Source organism: Kibdelosporangium philippinense, from assembly GCF_021390435.2.
Lineage (GTDB): Bacteria > Actinomycetota > Actinomycetes > Mycobacteriales > Pseudonocardiaceae > Kibdelosporangium > Kibdelosporangium philippinense.
In genome coordinates this window covers 848,451-863,021 of the sequence record NZ_JAJVCN010000002.1, presented here as the reverse complement: position 1 = coordinate 863,021, position 14,571 = coordinate 848,451, and the positions used below count along the sequence as shown (strand labels likewise).

Here is a 14,571-nt window from a genome sequence, read left to right as displayed (position 1 = left end):
AGCCCTTCGGGGCGATGAAATCGCGGTCCCCCCAAGGCCCGTCCCACCTGGTGGATCTGCGACGATGCAGGCATGTCAGCACGCGTTTCGGCACGGATCGGCGGGATCAGCGAGTCGGCGACCCTTGCGGTCGACGCCAAGGCGAAGGCGCTCAAGGCGGCTGGCCGCCCGGTGATCGGCTTCGGCGCGGGCGAGCCGGACTTCCCGACCCCCGAGCCGATCGTGCAGGCCGCGATCGAGGCCGCCGCAGATCCGCGTAACCACCGCTACACGCCCGCAGCCGGTCTTCCTGAACTGCGCGAAGCGATCGCGGCGAAGACCAAGCGCGACAGCGGTTACGACGTCGAGGCCAGCCAGGTGATCGTCACCAACGGCGGCAAGCACGCGGTCTACCAGACGTGCGCGACCCTGCTCGACCCCGGCGACGAGGTGATCCTGCCCGCGCCGTACTGGACCACGTACCCCGAGGCGATCGCGCTGGCCGGTGGCGTGGCTGTGCCGGTTGTGACCGACGAAACCCAGGACTACCTGGTCACGCCTCAGCAACTGGAAGCGGCTCGCACGCCGAGGACCAAGGCGCTGATGTTCGTCTCGCCGTCCAACCCGACCGGCGCGGTGTACCCGCGTGAGCAGGTCGAGGCGATCGGCCGCTGGGCGGTCGAGCACGGCATCTGGGTGATCACCGACGAGATCTACGAGCACCTGGTCTACGACGGCGTCAAGGCCGAGTCCATGCCGGTCGTGGTGCCCGAACTGGCCGACACGTGTGTGGTCATCAACGGCGTCGCCAAGACGTACGCGATGACCGGCTGGCGGGTCGGCTGGATGATCAGCCCGAAGGACGTCACGAAGGCCGCTGCGGACCTGCAGTCACATCTGTCGTCGAACGTGGCGAACGTGTCCCAGCGAGCCGCGCTCGCGGCCGTTTCGGGCCCGCTGGACGCCGTGCACGTGATGCACGAGGCGTTCGACCGGCGCCGTCGCACGATCGTCGACATGCTCGCGGCCATCCCCGGCATCGAGGTACCGACGCCGAAGGGCGCGTTCTACGTGTACCCGTCGGTGAAAGGCTTGCTGGGCAAGGAGATCCGCGGCGTCAAGGCGGAAACCAGCAGCGACCTGGCCGCGTTGATCCTCGAGCACGCCGAAGTGGCCGTGGTGCCAGGTGAAGCGTTCGGCACACCGGGCTATTTCCGGCTGTCGTACGCCCTCGGCGACGCGGACCTCGCGACCGGCCTCACCCGGATGGGCGACCTGCTGCGCGAGGCCAAGTAGTACTCACCGGAGATCGGCGAGCGCTCGCAAGACCTTGGCGATCTCCTCGGGTGTGTTCAGGATCGATGTCCCGATCCGCAGGTACCGCAGGGCAAACGGCGCGACGGTGATCTGGATCTGCTTGGCGCGCAAGCGTTCCACGACTTGCTCGCGCGCAACACCCGTCGACGACGAAGCACACGATGCCAGCCGAGACAGCGGGATCACGTGGGGTGCGTTGTGTCACACCACTGATGGTCGCCAGCCCTTCCTTGACCTGCGTGCTCAGCTCGGCGATCCGAGCCGCCACGCGAGCACGTTCCAGCTGCTGCTGGAAGTCCACGGCGGCAGGCAACGCGAACAAGTGCTCGTACGCGACGAACCCGCCAGGTCCCAGGTTGGACGTCGGGGTCCGCCAGTCGAAGGACGGCACAGTCGGCACGAAATGCTGGATGGCGTCCGGTTTCACCCAGATGATCCCGGTGCCGCGTGGCCCGAAGAGCCACTTGTGCGTCCCGGAGACGAAGACGTCGGCACCTGTCCGGGCCGGGTCCTCGTCGACCGCAGCGAGGCCGTGCACACCGTCGACGATCAGCAGGCATCGGTCTTGTTCCGCCCTGCCCCGGTTCGCTTCGGCCACTACGGCCGCGAGCTCACGCAGCGGCGTGCGGACGCCTGTAGTGGACTGCACCCAGGTGACGCCGACCGCCCGGGTAGCCGGTGTGATGTCCGCTCGTAGCCGCGACGCCATCTCGTCGACCGTGGTCTTCGCGGAGTCGGCGAACATGGGCACGGTCCGCGGCCAGCCGGGCGGCCTGTTGCATCGAATAGTGGTCCTCGTCGTGCACCACGATCTCCTGGCCGGCCCGCAGGCGCAGGCCTGCGAACACAACGCCGAGACCGGTCGTGGTGTTCTGCACGAAGGCGATGTCGTCGCCCTTGCCGCCGATGTAGCCCGCGATCGAGGCGGCGACCTCACCGGGCCGCGTCAGCAGGTACTCCTCAATGACACCCGTATTGGCGTCCAGCCCTCGGCCGAGCTCGTCAATTCGCGCACGCACCGGGCGCGGATGTGAGGCGAAGAGGAAGTGCGCGAAGTTGATCAACCTGGGATCGGTGCGGAACTGACTGCGCACAGCGTCCCAACCGGACGCAGCGGCGGCAGAGCCGCTCACCGCTAAGTTCCCTGCGACGATCCCGGTGCCGAGGATCAGCTGCCGTCGGTTCATGCGACCGAGTCAAACACATACGGTGGGTGACGACCGTGTCACTCAGGAAGGTAGGCGAAGAAGTGCCTGTGCCTTGCCGAGCACCGACTTGCCCTCGAACTTCGCGACGATGTCGACTCTGGCCGTGCCGTCCTCGTTGAGCTCGCGGACCTTGCCGGAAAGCTCGACGGTCGCACCCTTGTCGTCGTTCGGGACCACGACGGGACGGGTGAACCGCACACCGTACTCGAGAACCTTGCCGGGATCGCCAACCCATTGGGTGACCACGCGACCGGCCAGCGCCATGGTGAGCATGCCGTGCGCGATCACGTCCGGCAGGCCGACTTCCTTGGCGAACGGCTCGTTCCAGTGGATCGGGTTGAAGTCAAGCGACGCACCCGCGTAGCGGACCAGGTCCTTGCGGGTGACGTGGACCGTGAGCTGGGGCAGCTCGTCGCCGACGGCGGTCATGAGGCCACCTCTTCCGGCTTCGCGGCGTCGCGCACCACGAGCTGGGCATGTGACACGACAACGAGGTTGTCCTCGGCGTCGAAGATGTCGGCGCGCATGTTGATGAAGTCGTTGCCAGCGCGGTACATGATGTCCTCGATGTGGACGATCACGCGCAGCTCGTCACCGGCGTGCACCTGGCGGTGGTAGTCGAACTTCTGGTCCCCCTGCACCATCCGGCTGTAGTCGAGCCCGAGGTCGGGGTCGTCGATCACGACGTTGATCGCGGCCAGGTTGATGATGGTGAGGAAGGTCGGCGGGGTGATGACGTCCGAATACCCGGCAGCCCTCGCGGCAGCCGGGTCGGAGTACAGCGGACTGTCATCGCCGATCGCCTCAGCGAACTCCCGGATCTTCGCCCGGCTCACCTGGTAGACGGGCGATGCCGGGTACGTACGTCCGATGAAGGAGGGATCGAGAGCCATCGTGCTACAGGCTCAGCGAGTTTCCTTGTGCGCACGGTGGGTGCCGCAGTTCGGGCAGAACTTCTTCAGCTCGATGCGGTCCGGGTCGTTGCGCCGGTTCTTCTTGGTGATGTAGTTGCGGTGCTTGCACACCTCGCACGCGAGCGTGATCTTCGGTCGCACGTCAGTGGCAGCCACAGCAGTACCTTCCTAAGCAAAGCGGAAATCCCCAGCCGCCTGGGGGTCCAGGGGGCTTGCCCCCTGGGCGGGGTCTGGGGGCCGCGCCCCCAAGTGTAATGCGTAGCGAAGAGGGCGAGCGCGCACAGCGCGCAAGCACTCCTCGCCTATTCGCGTAGCGGTGGGCGGACTTGAACCGCCGACACAACGATTATGAGCCGTTTGCTCTACCACCTGAGCTACACCGCCACATGGAACAAGCCGCGATGCCTTGGTGGACATCACGGCCGGGCCCACAGAGCCCCAATACGGAATCGAACCGTAGACCTTCTCCTTACCATGGAGACGCTCTACCGACTGAGCTATTGGGGCTTGCTCTAGGAGCGAGGTGAACTCTACACAACTCGCTCCACCGAATAAAACCGGGGGTCCCTTCTAGGACAACAAGGTGAGCACAGTCTCGTCCATGCGGCCGGACGTCTTGGTCGTCCGCGCCTGCAACCAGGCCTCCAGCCTGCTCTCGGACAGCGGGCGGGAGATCAGGTAGCCCTGGATGACGTCGCAGCCCATCGCGGACAGCTGGTCGCGCGCCACGTCCTCCTCGACACCCTCGGCGACCACGGACAGGCCGAGCGAGTGGCCGAGCTCGACGATCGAGCGGACCACAGCGAGGTCGGACAGGTCCGTGCCCATGCCGAACACGAAGCTCTTGTCGATCTTGACCTCGTCCACCGGCAACTGCCGCAGGTACGCGAGCGAGCTGTACCCGGTGCCGAAGTCGTCGACCGCGAGGACCACGCCGAGCGCGTGCAGCCTGCGCAGCACCGGCAGGGCCTTCTGCGGGTCGGCCATCACGCCGGACTCGGTCAGCTCCAACGTCAGCAGCTCAGCGGGCACGCCGTAGCGCTTGAGCAGCTCCGAGACCTGCTCGGGGAAGTCCTGCTCGGCGAGGCTGCGCACGGAGATGTTGACCGCGGCCGAGATGCGCAGGCCCTTGTCGAGCCACTTGCGGACCTTGGTCAGCGCCTGCTCCATCACGAACCCGGTGAGGGCACCGACCAGGCCGGCGGCCTCGATGGCCGGCACGAACTCGTCGGGATCGAGGTTGCCGTACTCCGGGTGGGTCCAGCGCACGAGCGCCTCGACACCGAGCACGTTGCGGCTTGGCAGCGCGACTTTGGGCTGGTAGTGCACCTTGACCTGGCCGGTCTCCACCGCGTGCCGGAACTGGGTGACCAGCTGGAACCGGCGCAGGAAGATCTGGCCCATGCTCGGCAGGTACGCCCTGACTGGCTCGCCGCCTGCCTTCGCGGCGCGTACGGCCACGTCAGCGTGCTGCAGCAAGGTGTCGACGTCGACGACCGTCTGCTCGTCCTCCATCGAGGCGGAGGCGTAACCGACGACCGCGCCCGCGTCGAGCGTGAGGCGTTCCACGACGTATGGCGCGATCAGCATGTCCCGCAAGCGTTCCGCGAGGGCGTGCATCTCGTCGATCGGACGGCTGGGCAGCAATGCCGCGAAGCCCATGCCCTCCAGCCTGGCGATCATGCTCTCCGGGCCGAGGGTGTCGCGGATCCGGCGTGCGGCAGCGGAGACCATCCGGTCGCCCCAGGCGTAGCCCAGTGCGTCGCTGACCGTGGACAGCACGTCGAGGTCGACGCGGAGAACCATGGCCTGCGGGTCTGAGCGCAATGCCTCGGTCGCGGCCTGACGGAAACCGGGCCGGTTGAGCAGGCCCGTCAGCGGGTCGTGGTACGCGTCGTGGCGCAGCCGCGACAGCAGCCTGCGGTTGTCCAAGGCGGTCGCGAGGTGGCTGGCCATCGTGCCGATCAGGCGCATGTCGGCCGTACCGAAGCCACGCCAACGGCTCTGACGGTCGTGCGCTTCCACGACACCGAGCAGGTGGCTGGCGCTACGCAATGGGACAACAAGCGCTTCTGTCGCGTCGCGGCGCAGCAAGGACTGACGGATCTCCGGCATCGCGTCTATGCGACGGAAGTGCCGTACGTGCGAGCCAGGCAGGCGCAGCAACGGATCGCCCTTGGTGCCGGACAAGTCGCCTGTGTTCAGTTCTTGGGGCAGTTCCGTGCCTGCGATGACCGTGCGCATCGGCGCTGATGGATCGAACCTGATGTGCAGCACGACCCTTGTCGCGGACAGCTGGTCCTTGATCCGTTCGGCGATCGCGTCCCATTCGTCGCTGGCCACGCCCGCGGAGATGTCGTCGAGCCCGGACGCCGGTTTCGCGGCGGCCTGCTGGCCCGAGCGCGCGACGATCAAGCTGACCTGGGACATCGCTTCAAGATCACGTTGGTCGCGGAGCAGGCCGGAGTATGCCACGTACAGGGCGCCGAAGCCGGACAGCGCGAGCAGGATCAGCGGCCAGCCGCCTTCTTCCTGCACAGTCACGACATAACCGACGACACCGACCGCCGAGTTGACCATGCCCAGCACGAGCGTGCGTCCGACCAGCAGGATTCCCGCGGAAAGCCGCATCCGCCTGCCGAGGACGTGCACCGTGACCAGGCCAAGCAGCGTGCTCGAGACCGGCGCGGCGAAGGCGCCGACGAATGGGCCCGCCCAGCTGGGGCCGACGCCGTCGAGGCCGAGCTGGAACGCGTGCAGCACGGCGAACGCGGTGCTGATCTCGATGATCAACACGCCCGCGTTGTAAAGGACACGGTCGTGCACGCCACGGATAAGTAGCGTGCTGACGCCCGCGACGACGTGCGCGAGCAGCACGAGTTCGAAGGGTGCGACGAACAGACCGATGGCCAGCGGGATCTCGGTGAACGAGATCGACCAGCTCACGCCGCTGCGGACGTCGACGTTGATGGCGAGCTGTTCGGCTACCAGGAACCCGACGACCAGCAGCAATCCCGTCCAGATGTGGCTGGAGTTGTAGTCGGTCGGCGGCAGCCACCAGGAGACCAGCAGGGCCCCGAGCAGGCCGATGATGACAACGCTGACAGAATAAAAGCGGAAACGACGGACAAGCGGGGTCTCATCTACCGGCTCCACGGCATCCGGTCGCTCCGCCATGCCGCCTCCTCGTCCGACCGGGGTACGGGCATCTCGGGTACGTCGCGGCATCACCACAGCGTCACCACAGCTTGCGCAGTCGGGCCACTGTACCCCGATCAGGCGAAATAGCCACCCATTCCGACGGCACAGAGTCCCCGTCGGCCTCGCGAACCGGTGACAACCAGGCGCGTTCGTGCCGCGGCACGGACATGACGTTGATCACTTTCCAACCCCTTGGACGGCAGGCGAAGTTTCCACGCCTAGACCGGCTGGTAGCGAAGAATTCGCGGCAGATCCGTGCCGCGAGGGAGACTTTATCCGGCCATTGACCAGGTTGAGACCTACCTGTTATCGCGGCCACAGCGAACTTCGCCCGACTGGGGGAACGGAATCTCCGTAGTTCTACCGATATGCGCGGCCACTCGGGCTGGCTACCGTGCCCCTGGGCTTCGTGGGGGCGCTGCCGTAAGGACGACGTCAGCGCTAGGGGAGCCTCCTCATGAAGACCATTGCCCTGGTCGGAGCCGTGCTCGCAGTGGTAACGACCATTGTCCTGCTCGGCCAAGGCAATCCAACGGAGAAAGTGCGCGTGCTGCCAGGCGCAGCGTGGCTGCCTTCGTCGAAGGTCGGTCAGGCGACCCTGCTCGACGGCACAACTGCCGAAGTTGTCGCCCAGGTCCCGGTCGCGGCTGGTGGAAACGTTCTCGAGCTGACACAGCAGGGAACGACCGGGTACGCCGTAGACAAGACCTCCGGCGTGATCCGGCGCATCGACGGCGCGACCTTCGAACTCACCCCGCCTTCGGCCTTGCTGCCCAACGTGACCAGCGGGCTCACCGCGTTCGCCGGGCCGGACACGCTCTACGCGGTCGACACCCAGCACGGAATCGTGATGCCCGCGGATCCGCGCACGGTCCTGCCGATCGGCGACGCACAGCCGCTGTCCGCGCAGCTCGACGCGAACACGGCCGTGGTGGACGACCGAGGCCAACTGTGGATCATCGACAACGCCACGGGCTCGCTCAAGCGGTTCGTCGGCCGGTCCGGGCTGACGAAGGAGAACGTCACGCAGCCAGGCAAGAGTGTGCTCGCTGTCGCCAACGGCCTGCCGGTGATCGTGAACACGGCCAGCCGCGAGGTGATCACGGTCGACGCGGACGGTGAACCTCAGGAGCGCATCCGCCTCGAACTGCGGCAGGACGACGCGGTGCGGATCACCGGCTCGGCCCGTAGCGACCGGATGTACATCGTGGCCTCCCGTGGTGTGCTGAACATCTGCTCGTTGTCGGAGGCTGACTGCGGCCGTGCCGTGCCACTGGCCGGAGACCTCGGCGCGCCTGTCGAGGCGGGCGACCGGTTGTTCGTGCCGGACTACAGCACCGGCAAGGTGTGGATCATCGACCTGGTCGGGGCACGCGTGGTCGGCCAAGCCGACGTGCTCGGCTCACGCGGCAAGTTCGACCTGCTCAACCGGGACGGCGTGGTGTTCTTCAACGAGTCGGGAGGCGAGCGCGCCGGCGTGATCCGGATTGACGGGTCGGTGCAGCGGGTGAGCAAGTACGACCCGAAGAACCCAGCGAAAGGGTTGTCCGGTCCAGCCGCGAGCAAGCTGCCGAGCGGCAGCGCACGGCCGGGCAGTGCCACCACCTCCATTCCGCCGCGGACCGGGAACACGACCCCGACATCGGAGCCGCCGCCTGCGGAAACCGGGGTGGACCTGCAGATCAGAGTCTCGAAGAGCACACCGCGCACCGACGAGCGGATCACCCTGTCCACCCAGCTCGGCGACACACCGCGCCGCGTCGAATGGACATTCGGTGACGGCACGCGCGCCGAGGGCGGCACTGTCGATCACGCTTGGGCGGACGCGCAGACGTACCTGGTGAGCGTGCGCGTGGAGATGCCCGACGGCCGAACCGGCGCGGGGTCAACGAACGTCGCCGTCAGCGATATCCCGAAGGCCCGGTTGACCGTGACCGCCGGTGAGGGCGGTTCCGTGGCGTCCGAAGACGGCAACCTCAAATGCCCGGCTAAGTCAACCTGCACGTACGACTACAACGAGGGCGCGACCGTACGACTCAACGCCACAGCCGCGCAGGACTACCAGTTCTCCGGTTGGTCCAACGCGTGCACCGGTACCGGTCCGTGCACAGTGGAGATGTCCAGTGCACGTGCGGTTTCGGCGGCGTACAAAGCGACGATCGCGAACATCACGGTCGAAGTCAGCGGCACCGGTTCGGTGAACTTCAACGGAACGAACTGCACCACAACGTGCAAGAAGACACTGCCACTCGACAGCGAGATCAACTTGTCGGCCACCGCGACCGGCGACAACGAGTTCGTGTCCTACACGGCACCCTGCGGCGCCTCATCGACATGCAAGACGACCGCGACCGGCACGAAGACGATCAGGGCGACCTTCAAGGCCAAACAGAAGCAAACCTTGACCGTGAAAATCGAGGGCTACGCGCACGAGCTCTACAAGGTCACCCTGAAAACCCCGGCGAAGGCCGAAACCTGCCCCGGCGCCAACCGCACGTGCACCTTCAGCTTCGTCACGGACACCGAGGTGGAACTGACCGGGGTGGCCAGCGGCGGCGACTACTTCCATTACTGGTCTGGGGCATGCCAGGCCGCATACCAGTACAAGAACCCTTGCTACCTCAAGATGACCGGCCCGTTGACCACAACTGCGGTCTTCGGCCGAGTCAACTGACCGCTCAGGCGGTGTGGCCACCGTTCGAGTCGATCACGGCACCGGTGCTGTACCCGGCACCAGGCCCGGCGAGGAACGTAACCACCGACGCCGTCTCAGCCTGCTCGATGGACAGGTTGGCCACCATCTGATCGAGCGCTTCGGCTGACGGCGGCGTCATGGCGGTGTCCATCAGCCCTGCTTGCAGCATGTTGACCGTGATCCCACGAGACGCCAGGTCGCGCGCGGCACCCTTGGTGTAGCCGACAATCCCGGCCTTGGTGGCGGCATAGTCGGCGAACCCAGGCCCGCCCGCGCGAGACGCGATGCCAGACCCGATGTTGATGATTCGGCCGCCATCCCGAATCATCGGCGCGGCGGCCCGAATGATCGCGATAACGTCGTCGATCAGCTGCGGGGCAGAGCTTGCATCGGCTTGGTCCGATTGGAAGGCGGCGGCTTTCACGCCCCTCGCTTCGAACTCCTTGACCGCAACCACGCTGAAAACCCCAAGCCCCAAAATGCTGGTCAAACCCCAAGCAACCAGCGCTGGGTCATAAGGAGCACGCACCGTGGGGGTCTGGGGCTCGGCCCCCCAAAATAAGGGGTCTGGGGCTCGGCCCCCAAAATAAAGCGGCCGTGGCGGGTGACGGATTTGAACCGCCGTAGCTTGCGCGGCTGATTTACAGACTCCCACGCGGTGACGTCATGACCTGCGGAAACCCTGGTTTGAGACTGTGTGGCGCCGCCGCAGGGAACGAATAGGGAACACTATCCCGACCGCGCGTCACGGCTGGCGGTGGCTCAGCAGGTCGCCAGGGTGCGATACTTGTGACAACGGCCGAGTTGCCACAGGTGGAGGTGACCACGATGAGCGAGAGCGCACAGCACGCGACCGGCGGCACTCCGTACGTGTCACCCCGAGGGCGCGCCCTGGTCGACCAGCTCTTGAGGGACAAGAACGTCCAGCCTGTCCAGTCGGCTGATGACCTGGCATGCGATGGTCTGTTCGAGACAGACGAGGAACTGGCTGAGTTCCTGGAGTACACCTACACCGAACGGCGCGCCAACCTCGTATGACGGACCCGGTCGTTCTAGACACTGACGTCGCATCGAAGAGCTTCAAGCGGGAACTTCCGCCGACCTTGCTGCGCCAGCTCATCGGGCGCCACCCGGTCATTACGTTCGTGACCCTGGCCGAGATGACGCACTGGATGGAACGGCGCAGGTGGGGCCGTCAGCGGCGAGACCTGCTCAACCGCTGGCTTGACGGTATCGCCGTGATTCCGGGAACCGACGACGTCGCGCGGATGTGGGGCGAAATCTCGGCCCGTGCCGTTCTACGCGGCCAACCCCGTCCGCAGAACGACACGTGGATAGCGGCGTGTTGCCTGACAACTGGACTTCCCTTGGCGACGTTGAACATGAAGGACTTCGAGGTCTTTGCTGACCACGACGGGCTCACGATTGTTAGCTCGTGACCGCGATCGTCACGGACGACGAGCCAGCACTCTGGGCGCGGTAACTCCGGTAACCGAGTAACAACGCACGTCACGGCTAGTTTCGCCCAGAATCATCACGATAACCCGGTAACCAGTCGGGCCACCGGTTACCACAGTTACGGAGGCAGTTACCGCCCCAAACACGCGTTGACCTGCACAGTTACCGCCAAGCGCTCTGCGTCGGCGACGGCTTGTCCTCGTCGCAGCGTTCCGGTGTGGGCGGCGAGCTGCTCGGAGTCAGGCGGGGCGCGTGTCCGCCGCTTGACAGGCTAAGCGGATGCAACGACTTGCGGGGGCACCGGAATCGCCTACCGGGAGACGCACGTCTACTGAACGGCACGGCACCCTTGGTGTAGCCGACAATCCCGGCCTTGGTGGCGGCATAGTCGGCGAACCCAGGCCCGCCCGCGCGAGACGCGATGCCAGACCCGATGTTGATGATTCGGCCGCCATCCCGAATCTTCGGCGCCGCCGCGCGGATGATCGCGATGACACCCGTGTAGTTGGTGGCGTGCATGCGATCGAGCGCTGAGTTGTTCGCGGTCGTGTCATCGATCAGCTGCGGGGCAGAGCTTGCATCGGCTTGGTCCGATTGGAAGGCGGCGGCTTTCACGCCCCTCGCTTCGAACTCCTTGACCGCAACCACGCTGAAAACCCCAAGCCCCAAAATGCTGGTCAAACCCCAAGCAACCAGCGCTGGGTCATAAGGAGCACGCACCGTGGGGGTCTGGGGCTCGGCCCCCAAAATAAAGCGGCCAAGCCCCCTGCGAAGTTGCGAAGCAACGAGCAGGGGGCTTGGCTTGGCCGTGGCGGGTGACGGATTTGAACCGCCGTAGCTTGCGCGGCTGATTTACAGTCAGCTCCCTTTGGCCACTCGGGCAACCCGCCGTGGTGAGCAAACTGTACCGAACCCCCTAAGTCGCGTGCCAACGGGTATCCCGTCGCGGGTTCAGCGGTAGCATCGCCTGGGCTTTTTCCCTGGATCGACTCGGAGGTGCGGTGACGTGGCGGACCCGTCGTTCGACGTGGTGAGCAAGGTCGACCGGCAGGAGGTGACCAACGCGATCAACCAGGCGGGCAAGGAGCTGACGACCCGGTTCGATTTCCGTGGCACCGGTGCGGAGATCGACTGGACGGGTGAGGAGACGATCTCCATCCAGGCTGAGACCGAGGAGCGGTGTCTTGCCGCGATCGAGGTCTTCAAGGAGAAGTTGATCAAGCGGAACATCTCGTTGAAGGCGTTCGAGGCGGACGAGCCGAAGCCGTCGGGCAAGATCTACAAGGCGTCGGGCAAGATCCTGCAGGGCATCGCGGCCGACAAGGCCAAGGAGATCGCCAAGGCCGTACGTGACGAAGCTCCCAAGGGCGTTCAGGCGCAGATCCAGGGTGACCAGCTGCGGGTGTCCGGCAAGAAGAAGGACCACCTGCAGGATGTCATCGCCTTGTTGAAGAACAAGGATTTCGGGATCGCTCTCCAGTTCACCAACTACCGCTGATGCGCGGGATCGTCCTCGCTGGCGGCAGCGGGACCCGGCTGCATCCGATCACGCAGTCGATCTCCAAGCAGCTGCTGCCGGTGTACGACAAGCCGATGATCTACTACCCGATCTCCGTGCTGATGCTGGCAGGGATCCGGGACATCCTGATCATCTCGACGCCTGCCGACCTGCCGAATTTCCGGCGGCTGCTCGGTGACGGGTCGCAGTTCGGCGTGAACTTCTCGTACGCCGAGCAGGCCGCGCCGAACGGGCTGGCTGAGGCGTTCATCATCGGTGCCGATTTCGTTGGCGACGATTCTGTCGCGTTGGTGTTGGGCGACAACATCTTCTACGGCCAGGGATTCTCGAAGATCTTGCGCAACGAGGCGTGGGCGCTGGATGGCGCCACGCTCTTCGGTTATCCGGTCAAGGATCCGCAGCGGTATGGCGTCGGCGAGGTGGACAGCGACGGCACTCTGATCTCCATCGAGGAGAAGCCGGCGGTGCCGAAGTCGAACAAGGCGATCACCGGCCTGTATCTCTACGACAACCAGGTCGTGGAGATCGCCAAGGGGTTGTCGCCGTCACCGCGCGGTGAGTTGGAGATCACTGACGTCAACACGACGTACCTGCGGCAGAGCCGCGCGAAGCTGGTCGACTTGGGCCGTGGCTTCGCCTGGCTGGACACGGGCACGCACGATTCGCTGTTGGAGGCTGGCCAGTTCGTCCAGGTGATCGAGCACCGGCAGGGCGTGCGGATCGCATGCCTCGAGGAGATCGCGTTGGTGATGGGAAACATCACAGCCGACGAGTGCCACGCTCTCGGCGCGAAGCTGGGCAAGTCGGGTTACGGCGAGTACGTGATGGCGGTCGCCAAGGCGGCTGGGTCAACGGGGAGCTAGTGCTGGGCCTGCGTCCAGCAGGTCGTAGCCGAGTTCGACGTCGCCGCGGATCATCACGTCGACCGCGCGCGGCTCCCGCCTGTCCGCCATGAGCAGGCAGAACTGGATCACGTCCATGGTCATCTCGACTGTGACGCCAACGTCCTGGCCACCAAGCGGCAGCGTCCACGTGCCGCCGCCTGGTCCGGCCAGGACGAGCCGGACGGCGTTGCCTGGCCGTGCGACGCGGCGATAGGCGGCGGCGTGTGGGAGCAGGCGCGCGGCGAAGTCCGCGATGATGTGCAAGTGATCCGGCGGCGGTGGCGGTAGGTCTTTGTGCGTCACCGCCGCGATGTCTCGCGCGTGGATCCAGGTTTCGTACGCACGCGAGAGCATCAGGTCCGGCGGTAGCGTGCTGTTGGTCAGCGCCTGGCAGATCGCTTCGGCTTGTTCACGCCAGTCCCGCCACGCCATGTCTTGGCTGCGCGGGATGGCCAGCAACACTTCCGTGCGTGAGTCCGGGTCCTCGCCTGGTTGCACCGCAGGATGCACGGGCAGCCCGAGGTGATCGGCGACGAGGTTGTCGGTCGCGGTCAGGTGCACCACCAGATCCAGCACACTCCACGGTTCGTGCGCCACAACTCCGGTCCATTGGTGCGCGTCGATTTCCTTGAGCAGCGCGTCAAGTGCGGCGACAGTGGCCGCGTAAGCCTTGGCGTGACTCGGGATGTCGAGTGGCGCCGCGACCGCGATCACCTTGTCCCGCACCTGCGTTGGCGGCAGGGTTCCTTTACCGGCAAGGGATTGAGCGGCTTCGGCGAGCAGCCGGACCTCGGCGCGGCACGTCTCGCAGGTGTTCAGGTGAGCTTCTACGGCATCCGATTCGTGCCGGTCGCACGCGTACATCGTCCAGGCAGCAAGCAGTGATGACACTGCCGCGTGGTCACTCACAGCACCGCCGCCAGCTCACGCAGACCGGCCCGCAACCGGGATTTCGCCGTGCCAGCCGGGATGCCGAGCTCGATCGCGATCTGCTGGTACGTGCGGCCGCTGAAGTAGGCGAGCTCAACGGCCTGCCTGGTCAGGTCGGGCAGCGAAGCCAGCGCGACCGGCCGGTCGACGATCACCCGCTGAGCGGGAATGGTGTTGTGCCGCAACCATTCCACCGCGCGCCGATGCGCCATCATGGCCAGCCAGCACTGAAGGCTCGCCTGGCCGGGGTCGTAGGACAGCGGACGGTTCCACAGGCTCACGAACACATTGACGGAGATGTCCGCGGCGACCGTTGCATCACCCGTCACGCTGAGGGCGACCGCGTACACCGTTGGGCTGTACAGGTCGTACACCTCGGCGAGCGCGTCGTGGTCGCCGTAGGCCAACCGTCGCCGGATGTCACCGTCCACCATGACTCGGACCATCCCAGTGCGAGCGGTCCGGT

16 protein-coding genes and 3 tRNA genes are annotated in these 14,571 nt (G+C 65.8%); 6 read left to right on the top strand and 13 right to left on the bottom strand.

What is annotated here, in order from left to right:
* Nucleotides 1-72: 72 nt before the first annotated feature.
* Nucleotides 73-1,275 (top strand): pyridoxal phosphate-dependent aminotransferase, encoded by a 1,203-nt coding sequence (locus tag LWC34_RS23035; RefSeq protein ID WP_233727236.1) that lies wholly within the window; start codon nt 73-75, stop codon nt 1,273-1,275.
* On the opposite strand, the gene LWC34_RS23030 is transcribed toward LWC34_RS23035, so the two are convergent.
* From LWC34_RS23030 to LWC34_RS23000, 8 genes are all read right to left on the bottom strand, one after another.
* Nucleotides 1,238-2,005, bottom strand: coding sequence for an aminotransferase class V-fold PLP-dependent enzyme (locus LWC34_RS23030; RefSeq protein WP_284051712.1), 768 nt, complete (start codon nt 2,003-2,005; stop codon nt 1,238-1,240). The two genes, LWC34_RS23035 and LWC34_RS23030, sit on opposite strands and share 38 nt — an antisense overlap.
* Nucleotides 1,908-2,483, bottom strand: a complete 576-nt coding sequence (locus tag LWC34_RS57060; protein ID WP_284051638.1) for an aminotransferase class V-fold PLP-dependent enzyme — start codon at nt 2,481-2,483, stop codon at nt 1,908-1,910. The genes LWC34_RS23030 and LWC34_RS57060 overlap by 98 nt, the downstream gene beginning before the upstream one ends.
* 42 nt (nt 2,484-2,525) lie before the next feature.
* Nucleotides 2,526-2,933 carry a MaoC family dehydratase gene (locus tag LWC34_RS23025; RefSeq protein ID WP_233727234.1) on the bottom strand — a complete coding sequence of 136 codons (408 nt, stop codon included), beginning with the start codon at nt 2,931-2,933 and terminating at the stop codon, nt 2,526-2,528.
* The gene (locus LWC34_RS23020; RefSeq protein WP_233727233.1) at nt 2,930-3,397 is read right to left on the bottom strand and encodes an FAS1-like dehydratase domain-containing protein; all 468 of its coding nucleotides are present in this window, start codon (nt 3,395-3,397) and stop codon (nt 2,930-2,932) included. The genes LWC34_RS23025 and LWC34_RS23020 overlap by 4 nt, the downstream gene beginning before the upstream one ends.
* A 12-nt stretch (nt 3,398-3,409) precedes the next feature.
* On the bottom strand, nt 3,410-3,574 hold the full coding sequence (gene rpmG / locus LWC34_RS23015; RefSeq protein WP_033384328.1) for a 50S ribosomal protein L33: 165 nt from the start codon (nt 3,572-3,574) through the stop codon (nt 3,410-3,412).
* A gap of 155 nt (nt 3,575-3,729) precedes the next feature.
* A tRNA-Met gene (locus LWC34_RS23010) sits at nt 3,730-3,802 on the bottom strand.
* Between the two features lie 50 nt (nt 3,803-3,852).
* Nucleotides 3,853-3,925, bottom strand: a tRNA-Thr gene (locus tag LWC34_RS23005).
* Between the two features lie 63 nt (nt 3,926-3,988).
* Nucleotides 3,989-6,595, bottom strand: a complete 2,607-nt coding sequence (locus tag LWC34_RS23000) for a putative bifunctional diguanylate cyclase/phosphodiesterase (RefSeq protein WP_233727232.1) — start codon at nt 6,593-6,595, stop codon at nt 3,989-3,991.
* A gap of 481 nt (nt 6,596-7,076) precedes the next feature.
* Here LWC34_RS23000 and LWC34_RS22995 point away from each other — a divergent pair, with 481 nt between their 5' ends.
* A complete protein-coding gene (locus LWC34_RS22995) occupies nt 7,077-9,293 on the top strand; it encodes an InlB B-repeat-containing protein (RefSeq protein WP_233727231.1) in 2,217 nt (738 codons plus the stop codon).
* Between the two features lie 4 nt (nt 9,294-9,297).
* Here the strand turns inward: LWC34_RS22995 and LWC34_RS22990 are convergent, their stop codons facing one another.
* Nucleotides 9,298-9,843, bottom strand: coding sequence for an SDR family oxidoreductase (locus tag LWC34_RS22990; protein WP_233727230.1), 546 nt, complete (start codon nt 9,841-9,843; stop codon nt 9,298-9,300).
* 299 nt (nt 9,844-10,142) lie between these two features.
* Here LWC34_RS22990 and LWC34_RS22985 point away from each other — a divergent pair, with 299 nt between their 5' ends.
* Both LWC34_RS22985 and LWC34_RS22980 read left to right on the top strand, forming a co-directional pair.
* The gene (locus LWC34_RS22985) at nt 10,143-10,352 is read left to right on the top strand and encodes a hypothetical protein (RefSeq protein WP_233727229.1); all 210 of its coding nucleotides are present in this window, start codon (nt 10,143-10,145) and stop codon (nt 10,350-10,352) included.
* Nucleotides 10,349-10,753, top strand: a complete 405-nt coding sequence (locus tag LWC34_RS22980; protein WP_233727228.1) for a PIN domain-containing protein — start codon at nt 10,349-10,351, stop codon at nt 10,751-10,753. The genes LWC34_RS22985 and LWC34_RS22980 overlap by 4 nt, the downstream gene beginning before the upstream one ends.
* A gap of 181 nt (nt 10,754-10,934) precedes the next feature.
* Here LWC34_RS22980 and LWC34_RS22975 read toward each other — a convergent pair whose 3' ends face one another.
* Together LWC34_RS22975 and LWC34_RS22970 are read right to left on the bottom strand one after the other, a co-directional pair.
* Nucleotides 10,935-11,492 carry an SDR family NAD(P)-dependent oxidoreductase gene (locus tag LWC34_RS22975; RefSeq protein ID WP_233727227.1) on the bottom strand — a complete coding sequence of 186 codons (558 nt, stop codon included), beginning with the start codon at nt 11,490-11,492 and terminating at the stop codon, nt 10,935-10,937.
* A gap of 89 nt (nt 11,493-11,581) precedes the next feature.
* Nucleotides 11,582-11,662: transfer RNA gene (locus tag LWC34_RS22970), tRNA-Tyr, on the bottom strand.
* A 116-nt stretch (nt 11,663-11,778) separates the two neighbouring features.
* On the opposite strand from LWC34_RS22970, the gene LWC34_RS22965 reads away from it, so the two are divergent.
* The gene (locus LWC34_RS22965; RefSeq protein WP_233727226.1) at nt 11,779-12,270 is read left to right on the top strand and encodes a YajQ family cyclic di-GMP-binding protein; all 492 of its coding nucleotides are present in this window, start codon (nt 11,779-11,781) and stop codon (nt 12,268-12,270) included.
* Nucleotides 12,270-13,154: a glucose-1-phosphate thymidylyltransferase RfbA gene (gene rfbA, locus LWC34_RS22960; RefSeq protein ID WP_233727225.1), complete on the top strand. Its 885-nt coding sequence runs from the start codon at nt 12,270-12,272 to the stop codon at nt 13,152-13,154. Before LWC34_RS22965 ends, rfbA begins: the two co-directional genes overlap by 1 nt.
* On the opposite strand, the gene LWC34_RS22955 is transcribed toward rfbA, so the two are convergent.
* Together LWC34_RS22955 and LWC34_RS22950 are read right to left on the bottom strand one after the other, a co-directional pair.
* On the bottom strand, nt 13,140-14,084 hold the full coding sequence (locus LWC34_RS22955; protein WP_233727224.1) for a maleylpyruvate isomerase family mycothiol-dependent enzyme: 945 nt from the start codon (nt 14,082-14,084) through the stop codon (nt 13,140-13,142). The genes rfbA and LWC34_RS22955 overlap by 15 nt on opposite strands.
* Nucleotides 14,081-14,539 carry an RNA polymerase sigma factor gene (locus tag LWC34_RS22950; RefSeq protein ID WP_233727223.1) on the bottom strand — a complete coding sequence of 153 codons (459 nt, stop codon included), beginning with the start codon at nt 14,537-14,539 and terminating at the stop codon, nt 14,081-14,083. The genes LWC34_RS22955 and LWC34_RS22950 overlap by 4 nt, the downstream gene beginning before the upstream one ends.
* Between the last annotated feature and the right edge of the window lie 32 nt (nt 14,540-14,571).

What these genes read in the sequence shown, in the direction of transcription:
- LWC34_RS23035 (WP_233727236.1), top strand. Translation starts at nt 73, where the DNA reads ATGTCAGCACGCGTTTCGGCACGGATCGGCGGGATCAGCGAGTCGGCG.
- LWC34_RS23030 (WP_284051712.1), bottom strand. Translation starts at nt 2,005, where the DNA reads ATGGCGTCGCGGCTACGAGCGGACATCACACCGGCTACCCGGGCGGTC.
- LWC34_RS57060 (WP_284051638.1), bottom strand. Translation starts at nt 2,483, where the DNA reads ATGAACCGACGGCAGCTGATCCTCGGCACCGGGATCGTCGCAGGGAAC.
- LWC34_RS23025 (WP_233727234.1), bottom strand. Translation starts at nt 2,933, where the DNA reads ATGACCGCCGTCGGCGACGAGCTGCCCCAGCTCACGGTCCACGTCACC.
- LWC34_RS23020 (WP_233727233.1), bottom strand. Translation starts at nt 3,397, where the DNA reads ATGGCTCTCGATCCCTCCTTCATCGGACGTACGTACCCGGCATCGCCC.
- LWC34_RS23000 (WP_233727232.1), bottom strand. Translation starts at nt 6,595, where the DNA reads ATGGCGGAGCGACCGGATGCCGTGGAGCCGGTAGATGAGACCCCGCTT.
- LWC34_RS22995 (WP_233727231.1), top strand. Translation starts at nt 7,077, where the DNA reads ATGAAGACCATTGCCCTGGTCGGAGCCGTGCTCGCAGTGGTAACGACC.
- LWC34_RS22985 (WP_233727229.1), top strand. Translation starts at nt 10,143, where the DNA reads ATGAGCGAGAGCGCACAGCACGCGACCGGCGGCACTCCGTACGTGTCA.
- LWC34_RS22980 (WP_233727228.1), top strand. Translation starts at nt 10,349, where the DNA reads ATGACGGACCCGGTCGTTCTAGACACTGACGTCGCATCGAAGAGCTTC.
- rfbA (WP_233727225.1), top strand. Translation starts at nt 12,270, where the DNA reads ATGCGCGGGATCGTCCTCGCTGGCGGCAGCGGGACCCGGCTGCATCCG.
- LWC34_RS22950 (WP_233727223.1), bottom strand. Translation starts at nt 14,539, where the DNA reads ATGGTGGACGGTGACATCCGGCGACGGTTGGCCTACGGCGACCACGAC.